Here is a 13,196-nt window from a genome sequence, read left to right on the forward strand (position 1 = left end):
CAGGTTCAGCGTGCCGGTTTTTCCCAGCGGTACTGCGCCAGTTCCGGGTTCAACGGGGTACGGGCAAACACGTTGGCGAAGTTGCACAGGGTTGCCAGGCTGACGCCCAAAATGACTTCCAGGGCCTGGCCGTCGGAGTAACCGGCTGCGCGGAAGGCATCGAAGCCTGCATCGCTGACATCGCCACGGGTGGCGATCACTTCGCGGGTGAAGGCGGCAAGTGTTTCATAACGGGCATTGGGCAGTTCGCCGCGTTGGCGCAGGGCGTCGATGACCTCTTCCGGCAACTTGGCTTTGTTGCGCGCCACGGCGGTGTGGCCGGCCACACAGAAATCGCAGCCATGGGTGGTGGCGGCAATCAGCTGCACCACCTCGCGATCGGCCAGGCTCAGCTCGGCCTTGGCGTTGAGGCCGGACACGGTGATGTAGGTTTCCAGCGCCGCCGGGGCGTTGGCCAATACCGCCAGCAGATTGGGGATGAAGCCCGAGCCTTTCAGCGCGTTTTCCAGGAAGGGCTTGGCCGCTTCCGGCGCGGTTTCAGGGGTGAGCAACGGTACACGGGACATGGAGTGGACTCCTGATGGGTTCGTGCACCCAGTCTGTTGGTTATAAAAAATCGCCTCAATAGTCTAAAGTAGCGATTACTTGCTCTTGAGTCTTTCCATTAGATGAATTCGTCCAGTGCACTTGTCGATTGGTTATTAGACAGCCTCGAACTCGACACCAGCCTGTTCCATGTCGGCCGTTACTGCGGCGATTGGCATGCGAGCACCCATGGCCTGGCGAGCGCGAGTTTTCACTTGGTGGTGCAAGGCCAGTGCTGGCTGCACATCGAGGGCGACAGCACGCCCCATCAACTGGAAAACGGCGATGCGGTGTTCCTGTTGCGGGACCTGGTCTATCGCCTGTCCGGCGAACCGACTGCGGCGGGCGCCCAGGAATGCCCCCGCGTGCCGATGGTGCCCCTGGACCGCGCCGCCGACGATGGCGTTGGCCTGGTGTGTGGGTTCTTTCATTTCCAGTCCGGCTTGTCCGCGATGATCGTCGACACCCTGCCCGCCTGGATCATTCTGCGCGCAGGCGACCCCTCACTGACCGCCGCGCGCAACCTGTTCGAACTGATCCTGCAAGAGTGCGAGCGGGTGCCCGCGCCCTCTTCTGCCTTGCTCGAACGGCTTTGCCATCTGCTGTTTCTGTACGTGCTGCGCCAACAGGTGCTGGATAACACCGAACTCGGCGGCCTGGCTGCGCTGGGCCGGCAGCCAGCGTTTGCCCACCTGCTGGAGCAATTGATCGCCCACCCGGCCGATGCCTGGACCCTGGAGAGCATGGCCGCGTGTACCGGGCTGTCGCGCTCGGCGTTTTTCAAGCGCTTCAATGAACTGTGCGGGCAGTCGCCGGGGCAGGTGCTGTTGATGATGCGCATGCGCCACGCCTGCCAGCTGTTCAAGCAGGATCAGACGGTGGCGGATGTGTCATTGGCGGTGGGTTATCAGTCGGTGGCGGCGTTTACACGGGCGTTTCACAAAGTGACCGGGCAGCAGCCTGGGGCGTATCGCAGGTCGCAGATACAGAATTGAGTCGCTAAGCAGGAAGATTCACCGACTGCGATTGTAGGAAGATGGAACGTTTTGCGCGCGGACACCACCCATGAGGCTCTCACTCGACAGACTTTGGATGCAATCCCGTGATTACCCAACGCCCCGACTTCATCAGTGCAGCGACCAAACAACATCTCCCCACCCTTCCCACGCGCCCCGACGCTCAAGACTCGATCTACACTCCGCCCCGGCTCTCCGACCCCGGCGAGGGCCTCGTTCGATCCAAATCCGAAACACTGGTCGATAACGGCTACATGACTATCAAACGAGAGGCTAAATGGGACCTGTCCGGAGGCTGGCCCCGACTCAAGAGTGTCAGCTTGATTATCGACACCGGGAATAAAGCCGACACCCTGTACGTCGGCAAGGGCCCAGACGGTCACCTGAACCTGCAAATCAATGGAAAGGATTATGCATTCGACAGCATCGACCCACAGGGCCAGCCCATCAATTTGCAAATCAACACCCGTGGCGGAAATGACAGGGTCACCATCAGCCCTGATGTGAATAACCCAGCCACGATTGATGGTGGTGACGGGGACGATACCCTGACCGCTGGCGGTGGCAAAACCCGTCTACTGGGTGGTGCGGGCAACGACACCCTTCGCCTCGGCAGCAACACGGGCTACGCGGAAGGTAATGACGGCGACGACACCCTCATCGGAGGCTCCGGCAATGCAGTCATGTATGGCAACAATGGCAATGATCAGCTGTATGCCGGCGCCGGCCCCGTGAGCAAGCAAAGCTACTTGGATGGCGGAAGTGGCGACGACCGCCTCTATGCTGGCAACGGACATACAATCCTCCATGGCGGTAAGGGCAACGACCAATTGGTAGGGTTTGACCGAACGACTTTTTATACCGGCAAAGGTAAAAACCAGATCATCAACAATAGGCGTGGCGATCGGATATACGCAAAAGCGGGTGATGCCTACGACGCCTCCCAAGGCTCCGCATTTACCAAGGTGAAGACCAGCAACGCCGGTGACGAAGGCTTTAGCGTCGTTGGTCGCCCTAAGTTCAAGCAGCGTGTCGCCGATGATTTCGAGTTCTTGCGCAGTTCGCCTACCGGGCAAAAGATGCTTGAGGACATGGACAGGGAAGCTGCCAACGCTGGAGGAAAAGTCACGGTCCGAGAAGAACGCGAAAACGGCAACAGCTACCTTTTTGGCAGCTCGGAACTGGATAAGCTGCGACACGACAGAGACAGCAAGGTCGAGCGTGATGACCCAAGACGCGGCAGAGTTTATGACGGCCAGCCCGGAGCCCGCGCCGATAAGGGGGTATTGAATTACGATCCGATGGATCTGGGTGACCCTAGAAAAGACACGCTTGAGCCTCCCATCGTCGGTTTAATCCACGAAATGGGGCATGCCTACAATGGCGCGACAGGAACCAACCTACCAGGCCGGACCCTGGAGCACTCACCGTCGGAACCAGCGTTTTCAAGTCAGATTCCCAACACCGAGTTTCAAGTGGTCGGTTTGCCGAGCAGCGCGCAACCCTATGACTTCGATAACGATCCTACTACCCCGCCCACCGCCACCAACCCCGAGCACTTTACGGAAAATGGCATGCTCCGGGAACTGGGGCTGCCTGAGCGCAAGAGTTACCTTTCTTAAACACCTTGCTTATGCGCGCCGGACTCACGTCTGGCGTTGCAATGGGCTGTCCGGATGGGTGCACACCTCCACCAGCCAATCGATAAACACCCGCACCCGCTGGGACAGTTGGCGATGGGGTGGGTACAACGCAGTGAGCGCCATGGCGGGAGGTGCAAGACGTGGCAGCACTTCCACCAACGTGCCTTGGGCCAGTTGCCGCGTGGCGTGATAGTACGGCGCCTGAATCAAGCCATAGCCGGCTTCACACGCGGCGAAATAACCGTCGGAGCTGCTGACCGCGATTACCTTCTCCAGGTTTATCTCGCGCAATTCACTGCCCACCTGGAACTCCAGGCCAAAGCGTTTGCCGCTGGTACGGGAGACATACTCGACCATCCGATGGCCAGCCAGGTCGTCCAGCGTTTCGGGCACGCCGAAGCGTTCGAGGTAATCACGGCTGGCCAGGGTCACCTGGTTCATCATCGCCAATGGCCGGGCTACCAGCGACTCATCGAGTGCCTGACCGCCGCGCAGCACACAGTCCACACCCTCGCGAATCAGGTCTACCGTGCGATCATTCAGGCTGATCTCTAAATCAATCTGGGGGTAACGCGCCGTGAATGTCGGCAAGGCCGGAATCACGATCAAGCGCCCGATGCCCGAGGGCATATCAATGCTCAAGGTGCCACGCGGGTTCTGGCGTTGCGTAGAAAACACCGCCTCGGTTTCCTCAAGGTCCGACAGTAATTGCACACAGCGCTGGTAGTACGCTGCGCCATCCAGTGTCGGGCTGACTTGCCGCGTGGTGCGCTGCAACAGTTGCACGCCCAGGTGCGCTTCCAATTGCTTGATCAACACCGTGACCGAGGCGCGCGGCAGTTGCAGGCTGTCAGCGGCTTTGGCAAAGCCACGCAACTCGACGATCCGTGTGAACACGCGCATCGCGTTGAAACGGTCCAAGGGCGATTTCCTCAGTTGGATTATTTAGAAAATACGAACAGTAATACTGCTTTTAGCTGGTTTATCTCGATTGTGTCGAGCGTGACAATGAAGGCCTTCCCACTCCAGGAGCTGAACCCATGCACACTCGTCAACTCGGCACACACGGTCCACGCGTCTCAGCCATCGGCCTCGGCTGCATGGGCATGAGCGATTTCTATACGCCCGGCAGCGACACCCGCGAGGCCATCGCCACCTTGCACCGCGCGCTGGAGCTGGGCGTCAACTTCCTCGACACCGCCGACATTTATGGCCCGCACACCAACGAACAACTGATCGGCCAAGCCATCGCCGGCAAACGTGACCAGGTGTTCCTGGCGAGCAAGTTCGGTATCGTGCGCGACCCGGCCAACCCTGCCTTGCGCGGCGTAAACGGTCGCCCTGAATACATCCGCAACGCCATCGACGGCACCCTGCGCCGCCTGGGGGTAGAGACCCTGGACCTTTACTACCAGCACCGTATCGACCCGCAGGTCGCTATCGAAGAAACCGTTGGCGCCATGGCCGAGTTGGTGCACCAGGGTAAAGTGCGTTACCTGGGCCTCAGCGAAGCCTCCGCCGCCACTCTGGAGCGTGCCCATCGGGTGCACCCGATCAGCGCCCTGCAAAGCGAGTACTCCCTGTGGAGCCGCGACCAGGAACACAACGGCTGCCTCGCCACCTGCCAGCGCCTGGGCATCTCCTTTGTGCCCTACAGCCCGCTGGGCCGTGGCTTCCTGACCGGCGCGCTGAAAAACCCAGACGATTTCGGAGCCGACGACTACCGGCGCTTCAGCCCGCGCTTCCAGGGCGAAAACTTCGACAAGAACCTGGCGTTGGTGAAGCAGGTGCAAGCGCTGGCAGCCGACAAAGGCGTGAGTGCCGGGCAACTGGCGCTGGCCTGGGTGCTGGCGCAAGGCGACTTCATCATTCCGATCCCGGGTACCAAGCAGCGCAAATACCTGGAAGAAAACGTGGCAGCGCTATCGATCCACCTCAGCCCGGCTGAGTTGGCGGCACTGGAGGCGATCTTCCCGGCCGAGGCCACCGCCGGCCTGCGCTACCCCGAGGCGGTGATGGCCATGCTGGATATCTGAGTCAACAGAGCGCCCTCACCCGGCGCTCTTTTTTCTTGTACGAACGTACCTAAAGCTCCGCTTGCTCAAGCCGATAGCCCTACGAAGCTCTAAAAAAGCCGCGTCGATAATAAACGCTTCGTAAGGACGACCCCATGCCCCCACTGCGCTCCATCCAAGCCCGCTATACCCTGTTCCTGGTGCTGTTCGTCCTGGTGTTATTTGTGTTGACGGTGGTGGGTATCGGCCAGTTGGTCGCCCCCACGCTGCGCCACACCGAAGAACAGGTGGTGCTCAACCGCATCGCCGAAGTGGCCGAACAGATCCAGGGCGAACTGAACAAGGTTCAGTCCCAGCAACGCACCATCACCCAGACCATCCCCTTGCTCGACAGCGATGCCATCGACAAAGTCCTGCCGGGCCTGGTCGATCAATATGGCGAACTGAAAGTCTTCGGTGGCGGGATTTGGCCGCTGCCCAACCAGCGCACACCGGGGCGCAACAAGCACAGCACGTTCTGGCACCGTGACGCGTCGGGCGAGCTGGCGGTTAATACCTTCTGGAACAGCGACCCTGCACCCAACTATTACGACCAGAGCTGGTACAAGGGCGGCCTCGCCTCACCGCGCGGTCAATGCGCCTGGGCCGCCGCCTACAAGGACGACGCCAGCCAGGAGCCACGCACTAACTGCGCCATGGCCATCCAGCGCGACGGCGTGCCCTATGGTGTCGCCACCATCGACGTGACCCTGGGCTTCTTTAATGACCTGGTGGCCAGCAAAGAAAAAGACATCGGCGGGCAAATGCTGATCGTCGAAGGTGACGGCAAAATCATCAGCAACAGCTCGCGCATCAGCGGCCCGGTGGTGTTGAAGAACATCAGCGAACTCACCGGCAGCTCGGCGTTCGCCGGCCAGGTCAGCAAAGCCCTGGCCCACCGCGACCAGGCGCTGCAACGCAGTGAGTTCGACAACCTGGGTGTGGCCAGCACCTTCTACATGCGCCCCATCGAAGGCACGCCGTGGTTCCTCGCCACTGCCCTGCCCACCTCGCTGATCACCGCCCAGCGCGATGACGTGCTCGGCACCCTGGCCTTGCTGCAAATCCCGATGGTGTTGCTGCTGGTGCTGCTCGCGGTGTATGCGATCCGCCAACTGGTGCAGCGCATGAAGTCGCTGAAAACCAATATCGACGCGCTGTCGGCCGGCGATGCCGACCTGACCCGACGTATCACCATCCGCGCCGAAGACGAACTGGGCGCTATTGGTCACTCGGTCAACCGTTTTATCGTCTACCTGCAGAACATGATCGGCGAAGTCACCCAAGCCACCGGTGCCATGTCGTCGAGCCTTGAGCAACTGCAACGCACCTCGGCGCACACCAACCAGATCCTGGTACGGCATGCTTCGGAGACCGATCAGACGGTTACCGCCATCACCGAAATGAGCTCCACCGCCGACACCGTGGCGCAAAACGCCGCTGAAACCGCCGCGTTCACCCAGCGCGCCAATGAGCACGCCGACCGTTCCCGCGTGGTCGTGGGCGAAGCGTCCAATAGCGTCAGTGCCTTGATCGGCGAAGTGTCGAGCGCCACCCACAGCGTGGAAAACATGCGCCAGGACGCGGCGCGCATCACCGAAACCCTCGGCGTGATCGGCGCGATTGCCGGCCAGACCAACCTGCTGGCCCTCAACGCCGCGATCGAAGCCGCGCGTGCCGGCGAGCAAGGCCGTGGGTTTGCGGTGGTTGCCGATGAAGTCCGCGCGCTTGCGGCACGCACCCAGGCCAGCACCTCGCAGATCAACGAGATGCTGACGCGCCTGACCGCCGGGGTCAGTTCTTCGGTCGCGGCCATGGAAAACACCCAGGCCAGTTGCCAGTCGGCGGCGGATGCCACGGCGCGGGTGAACACCGGGCTGGATGAGATGGCCGGCTCCGTCAGCCATATCAACAACCTCAGCACCCAGATCGCCACGGCCGCCGAGCAACAGAGCGCGGTGACCGAGGAGATCAACCGCAGCATGGTGCAGATCCGACAAATGGTCGAAGAGCTGGTACAGAGCGGCCACGCCACTGAAACCAATACCCAAAGCCTGCTGGATGCGAATGGCCGGGTGATTGCCTTGATGGGTCGATTCAAGGTGCGGTGATAAACGGCTGAAACACTCCCGTGCAATGTGCGGGAGTGGGACTATTCTGACAGTTCGAAGTGCTTAGAACTGCCACACAGGAGGTGTGCCATGCGCGCAGCCGAGCAATCGGTCCGCTTGGAGCGGATCAGTCAGGAACGCTTTATCCAAGCCCCTATCGACGCCGTTTACGACTACGTGACCCAGCCGGATCGCTGGCACGAATGGCACCCCACCTCCCTCAGCGCCGACACCGGCACCACTGGCTCACTCCCGGCAGGCGCACGTTTTACCGAGTTCATCGACCTGCTCGGTGTGCGTGTCCCCATGAGTTACCGCGTACAAATCGCCCGACGCCCCGGCGAGTTCAAGACCGTGTTCACCTCCCTGGCCGTCGACGGCTCGATTCACTACTTCCTGTTGCCCCATCAGGGCGGCACGCTGTTCAAGCGCGTGTTGACCTATGAAACCGAGCTGCAACTGGCCACCTTGCATGAACGCATGATCGAACTGTCGGCGATTGCCCTCGGCCAGCTCAAGCACCGCCTGGAAAACCCGCCCTTCGTATAATCTTGAAACATTACCGCGCCACCCGCTGACCTGTGGGAGCTGGCTTGCCTGCGATGACGTCGTCATGATCGCCGCCATCCCAACGGCCCCCTCCCGCACGCGAGATCCTATGAAAACCACATTGCGCCTGGTCCTGCTGTCAGCCCTGTTCACCACCTCCCTGGCGCAAGCCGCCGAGTTGATCCCTATCGACGTGCACCGTGATGCCAACTGCGGCTGCTGCAAAAAGTGGATCAGCCATCTGGAAAGCAACGGTTTCAAGGTCAATGACCACGTCGAAGCCGACATGAGCGCCGTCAAGCAACGCCTGGGCGTGGCGCCACGCCTGGGCTCGTGCCACACCGCCGTGATCGATGGCAAATTCGTCGAAGGCCATGTGCCCGCCGAACAGGTGCTGGCCTTGCGCAAACGTGACGACCTGCTGGGCGTCGCCGCACCGGGCATGCCCATGGGCTCGCCGGGCATGGAAGTCGAGGGTCGCAGTGAGGCCTTTCAAGTCATCGGCCTGACCCGTGAAGGCAAGGATGTCGTGGTGGCCGAATACCCGGCGCAATGATCGCAGGCTACCTGGGGCTGTTCTTCGCGGCGTTTGGCGCCGCGACCTTGTTGCCGCTGCAATCGGAAGCGGTGCTGGTCGGCCTGCTGCTCAACGGGCATTACAGTCTGTGGCTGTTGCTGGGTGTTGCGACACTCGGCAACGTGCTGGGTTCGGTGGTGAACTGGTGGCTGGGGCGCTGGGTTGAACACTTCAAGGATCGACGCTGGTTTCCAGTCAACGATCGGCAGTTGGAAAAAGCTCGTAACCATTACCAGCGCTGGGGGCATTGGACGTTGTTGCTCAGCTGGGTGCCGATCATCGGCGACCCGCTGACACTGGTGGCCGGAGTGATGCGCGAGCCGTTGTGGCGATTTCTGTTGCTGGTGACCCTGGCCAAAGGCCTGCGCTATGGCGTGCTGGCGGCCGTGACCTTGCAGTGGGTGTTAATCCGCACTTAATCCCCTCGCAACAGCATCCGAGCCACCCTTCTCGGAGCCCTCGCCAATGCCTCTAATCCGCGCTTTTTGTATCGCCGGCCTGCTCACGGCCACTGCCTCGCCGGTGTTTGCAGCGACCTACGGTCCCGAACTGCAAGGCTTTGAATACCCCTACCCGCTCAAGCATTTCGCGTTTCAATCCCAAGGCAAATCCCTGCAGATGGGCTACATGGACGTACCGGCAAAAGGCACGCCCAACGGCCGCAGCGTGGTGCTGATGCACGGCAAGAACTTCTGCGGTGCAACCTGGGAAGGCTCGATCAAGGCCCTCAGCGACGCCGGTTACCGGGTGATCGCGCCGGACCAGATCGGCTTCTGTACCTCCAGCAAGCCCGACCACTATCAATACAGCTTCCAGCAATTGGCGAACAACACCCACCAACTGCTGGAAAAGCTCGGCATTCAAAAGGCCACCCTGCTCGGCCATTCCACCGGCGGCATGCTCGCCACTCGCTACGCCCTGATGTACCCGGAGCAAACCGAACAACTGGCGATGGTCAACCCCATCGGCCTGGAAGACTGGAAAGCCTTGGGCGTGCCCGCGCTGACCGTCGACCAGTGGTATGAGCGCGAGTTGAAAGTCAGCGCCGAGGGCATTCGCAAGTACCAACTCACTACCTATTACGTCGGGCGCTGGAAGCCCGAATACGAGCGTTGGGTAGACATGTACGCCGGTCTGAGCAACGGCCCGGGGCATACGCGAGTCGCATGGAACTCAGCGTTGATTTACGACATGATCTTCACCCAGCCGGTGTACTACGAATTCAAGCACCTCCAAATGCCTACGCTGCTGCTGATCGGCACCGCCGATAACACCGCCATCGGCAAGGATGTCGCGCCGCCGGCGGTCAAGGCCAAGCTCGGCGACTATGCCGTGCTTGGCAAGCAGGTGGCCCGGTTGATCCCTCATGCGACGCTAGTGGAATTCCCGGGCCTGGGGCATGCGCCGCAGATGGAAGAGCCGGAACAGTTTCATAAAGCGCTGTTGCAGGGGTTGAACGCCCTTTAATCCAACCTTTTTCGAGGCACTCGTGAATGTCGGTACAGATTGCAGTCATTGATGATTGGCAGAATGTGGCCAGAGGCGTGGTGGATTGGTCAGTCCTTGAGGCGGTGGGCCAGGTGCACTTCCTGCACGACTACCCGGCGGATACCGCCACGATGATCGAGCGTTTGCAGGGGTTCGAGGTGATTTGCGTGATGCGCGAGCGCTCCACCTTCGACAAGGCCCTGCTGCAAGGGCTGCCAAACCTAAAGCTGCTGGTGACGGGCGGCATGCGCAACGCCGCGATTGATATTCCCGCCGCCAAAGCCCTGGGCATTCAGGTGTGCGGCACCGACAGCTATAAACACGCCGCGCCGGAACTGACCTGGGCATTGATCATGGCCTCCACCCGCAATCTGGTGGAGGAAGCCAATTCCTTGCGTGCCGGTCACTGGCAGGTGGGGCTCGGCGGTGATCTGCATGGCAAGACCCTGGGGATTCTTGGCCTGGGCAGCATTGGCCAGAAAGTCGCACAATTCGCCCAAGCGTTTGGCATGCAGGTGATTGCCTGGAGTGAAAACCTCACGCCGGAACGCGCGGCCGAGTCCGGCGTAACCTGGGTCAGCAAGCAAGCACTGTTCGAACAGGCAGACATCCTCACCGTGCACCTGGTGCTCAGCGACCGCAGCCGGGGGTTGGTGGATGCCCAGGCGTTGGGCTGGATGAAACCGAGCGCTCGCTTGGTCAACACCGCACGTGGCCCCATCGTGGATGAGCAGGCGCTGGTGCAGGCGCTGGAAAGCGGTCGCCTGGCCGGGGCGGCACTCGACGTGTATGCCGAAGAGCCGCTGCCTGCGGATCATCCATTTCGCCGCCTGCCGAATGTACTGGCCACCCCGCATGTCGGCTACGTGAGCGAACAGAATTACCGGCAGTTCTATTCGCAAATGATTGAAGACATTCAGGCCTGGGCCAACGGTGCGCCCATTCGGGTGCTCGGCTGACGCACCAATAAAGGGCAAGACCACTTCCGGGCGCACGGACACGCCAGGCTGACCCAGCTTGTCGTCCGTGGTGAGCGCGCTTGCTGTGGTGAGCGGGCTTGCCCCGCGCTGGGCTGCGAAGCAGCCCCAAACCAGACAACCGAGATTTACTTGGTGCACTGCCATAGCCCATTTGGGAGCGCTTCGCACTCCAGCGCGGGGCAAGCCCGCTCACCACAGCAAGCCCGCTCACCACAGAGCGCCCGTTCACTACAACAATCCGGCTCTCCCCGTAAATCTCCGACCATCGCCGCCGCCTAATAACCAGACCTATTTTTGTTAAAAGTATTTTGTCCTACAAAAAAACCCTGAAAACCCTACAGGCTCTAGGATCTGTCCTAGACTCAGGACCGATGGGTCCGTTCCAAAACAAAAACCCCGCAAAAAATCGAAACTTTCGAACTCTGCCGTAGGTCCAGTTTTAAGGTAAGGCGAGCGCACGTGGTTCACACCTCGATGCCCGTCCATCCAATCTTTTTAGGCTTACCGTGCAACTGGCATACGCCTTGCCAGTTTGTACAGTGCTTGTGCGCCTGGCCGCAGGATGCGGTCATCGGAGCTAATGGCAGCGGGCCATTAGCCGACCAACATGTGGGAGAGAACTATGATCAGTGCCGCTGTAGATATTCAGGGAGAGCGTGTCAGTCAACCGGTAGGGGGGCCTCTGTTGGCCGACCTGCCCACCACTGTGCGGCCGATCGTGAGTCAGAATCCTAATCGCAAGAAAGTCCTGTTCGTGACCTCGGAATTTGCCGACCTGGTGAAAACCGGCGGCCTGGGCGATGTGTCCGCGGCCCTGCCCCGCGCCATGGCCCACCTGCACGACGTGCGGGTGCTGATCCCGGGTTACCCGCAGGTGATGGAGAGCGACAACCCGATCCATATCATCGGTGAACTGGGTGGCCACGCCGCGCTGCCGCCGTGCAAGATCGGGCGCATGGACCTCAAGGACGGCCTGGTCATCTATGTGCTGATCTGCCCCGAGCTCTATGAGCGCGAAGGCACTCCGTACGGTGCCAACAACGGTCGCGACTGGCCGGACAACCATATCCGCTTCGCCCGCCTGGGCCTGGCCGCCGCCGACATGGCCGCCAACCTCGCACAGATCCACTGGTGCCCGGACCTGGTGCACGCCCACGACTGGCCCGCGGGCCTGGCCCCGGCTTATATGCACTGGCGCGGGTCACGCACCCCAACCTTGTTCACCATCCACAACCTGGCCTATCAAGGCGTGGTCAGCCTGGCGTCGACGCCGGAGCTGGGCATTCCACCGCACGCCCTGCAACAGGAAGGCATGGAGTTCTACGGCAAGATGTCGTTCCTCAAGGCGGGCATGGCGTACTCCAGCCATATCACCACGGTGAGCGCCACTTACGCCCAGGAAATCACCACCCCAGAATTCGGCTGCGGCCTGGACGGCTTTTTGGCCAGCAAGACCCAGCAAGGCTTGCTCAGCGGCATTCCCAACGGCATTGAAGACAGTTGGGAAACCTCGACCGACCCGCACCTGACGCACAACTTCAATATTGGCGACTGGGAAGGCAAGGCCGTGAACGCCGCGCAGGTGCGCAACCTGTTCGGCCTGCACGACTCGACGGGCCCGCTGTTCGCCGTGGTCTCGCGCCTGGTGTTCCAGAAAGGCCTGGACCTCACCGAAGCCGTGGCCAGCTTTATCGTCGAGCAAGGTGGCCAGATCGCGATCATCGGTCGCGGCGAGCCGGAAGAAGAAAACGCCATGCGTGAATTGGCGCTGCGCTTCCCGGGCCAGATTGGTGTGCGCATCGGCTTTAACGAGACCGACGCCCGTCGCATGTTCGCCGGCAGCGACTTCCTGCTGATGCCGTCGCGCTACGAGCCCTGCGGCCTGAGCCAGATGTACGCCCAGCGCTTCGGCTCGCTGCCTGTGGCACGCAACACCGGCGGCCTGGCTGACACCATCGAAAACGGTGTAACGGGTTTTCTGTTCAATGAATCCACGGTCGACAGTTACAAAGAAGCCTTGAGCCGCGCGTTCAAGGTGTTTGCCTTCCCTGGCTTGCTCAACGCCATGCGCTGCCGGGCAATGACACAGCCTTTCAACTGGAGCCAGGCGGTGGAACCCTACGCCGAACTGTATGAGCAACTGGTGGCTAAAGCACTGGGGAAATCCGCTAAATAATCAAAGGGAGGTTTTTG

General features: G+C 60.9%; 12 protein-coding genes. 10 read left to right on the plus strand and 2 right to left on the minus strand.

The genetic code is table 11. From position 1 onward, the window contains the following. Window positions 1-5: 5 nt before the first annotated feature. Window positions 6-566 (minus strand): carboxymuconolactone decarboxylase family protein, encoded by a 561-nt coding sequence (locus KUA23_RS16075; RefSeq protein ID WP_078048611.1) that lies wholly within the window; start codon window positions 564-566, stop codon window positions 6-8. Window positions 567-668: 102 nt separating this feature from the next. Between KUA23_RS16075 and KUA23_RS16080 the strand changes: the two genes are divergently transcribed. Both KUA23_RS16080 and KUA23_RS16085 read left to right on the plus strand, forming a co-directional pair. Then, entirely contained in the window at window positions 669-1,580 is a 912-nt protein-coding gene (locus KUA23_RS16080; RefSeq protein ID WP_252992392.1) for an AraC family transcriptional regulator, read from the plus strand. A 107-nt stretch (window positions 1,581-1,687) separates the two neighbouring features. Beyond that, window positions 1,688-3,223, plus strand: a complete 1,536-nt coding sequence (locus tag KUA23_RS16085) for a M91 family zinc metallopeptidase (RefSeq protein ID WP_252992393.1) — start codon at window positions 1,688-1,690, stop codon at window positions 3,221-3,223. Window positions 3,224-3,247: 24 nt separating this feature from the next. Here KUA23_RS16085 and KUA23_RS16090 read toward each other — a convergent pair whose 3' ends face one another. Further along, a complete protein-coding gene (locus tag KUA23_RS16090; protein ID WP_078048613.1) occupies window positions 3,248-4,165 on the minus strand; it encodes a LysR family transcriptional regulator in 918 nt (305 codons plus the stop codon). A gap of 119 nt (window positions 4,166-4,284) precedes the next feature. On the opposite strand from KUA23_RS16090, the gene KUA23_RS16095 reads away from it, so the two are divergent. The 8 genes from KUA23_RS16095 (at window position 4,285) to glgA (ending at window position 13,179) form a co-directional block, all read left to right on the plus strand. Further along, a complete protein-coding gene (locus KUA23_RS16095) occupies window positions 4,285-5,280 on the plus strand; it encodes an aldo/keto reductase (RefSeq protein WP_252992394.1) in 996 nt (331 codons plus the stop codon). A gap of 134 nt (window positions 5,281-5,414) precedes the next feature. Then, a complete protein-coding gene (locus KUA23_RS16100; RefSeq protein WP_252992395.1) occupies window positions 5,415-7,409 on the plus strand; it encodes a methyl-accepting chemotaxis protein in 1,995 nt (664 codons plus the stop codon). Window positions 7,410-7,499: 90 nt separating this feature from the next. Next, on the plus strand, window positions 7,500-7,958 hold the full coding sequence (locus KUA23_RS16105) for an SRPBCC family protein (protein WP_078048616.1): 459 nt from the start codon (window positions 7,500-7,502) through the stop codon (window positions 7,956-7,958). A 109-nt stretch (window positions 7,959-8,067) separates the two neighbouring features. Then, window positions 8,068-8,514, plus strand: coding sequence for a DUF411 domain-containing protein (locus tag KUA23_RS16110; protein ID WP_099492195.1), 447 nt, complete (start codon window positions 8,068-8,070; stop codon window positions 8,512-8,514). Next, window positions 8,511-8,954, plus strand: coding sequence for a YqaA family protein (locus KUA23_RS16115; RefSeq protein WP_252992396.1), 444 nt, complete (start codon window positions 8,511-8,513; stop codon window positions 8,952-8,954). The genes KUA23_RS16110 and KUA23_RS16115 overlap by 4 nt, the downstream gene beginning before the upstream one ends. Before the next feature lie 46 nt (window positions 8,955-9,000). Continuing rightward, on the plus strand, window positions 9,001-10,002 hold the full coding sequence (locus KUA23_RS16120; protein ID WP_078048619.1) for an alpha/beta fold hydrolase: 1,002 nt from the start codon (window positions 9,001-9,003) through the stop codon (window positions 10,000-10,002). A gap of 26 nt (window positions 10,003-10,028) precedes the next feature. Next, a complete protein-coding gene (locus KUA23_RS16125; RefSeq protein ID WP_252992397.1) occupies window positions 10,029-10,982 on the plus strand; it encodes a D-2-hydroxyacid dehydrogenase family protein in 954 nt (317 codons plus the stop codon). Between the two features lie 643 nt (window positions 10,983-11,625). Continuing rightward, window positions 11,626-13,179: a glycogen synthase GlgA gene (gene glgA / locus KUA23_RS16130; RefSeq protein ID WP_078048621.1), complete on the plus strand. Its 1,554-nt coding sequence runs from the start codon at window positions 11,626-11,628 to the stop codon at window positions 13,177-13,179. Window positions 13,180-13,196 lie beyond the last annotated feature (17 nt).

It is taken from the genome of Pseudomonas pergaminensis (assembly GCF_024112395.2).
Classification (GTDB): domain Bacteria; phylum Pseudomonadota; class Gammaproteobacteria; order Pseudomonadales; family Pseudomonadaceae; genus Aquipseudomonas; species Aquipseudomonas pergaminensis.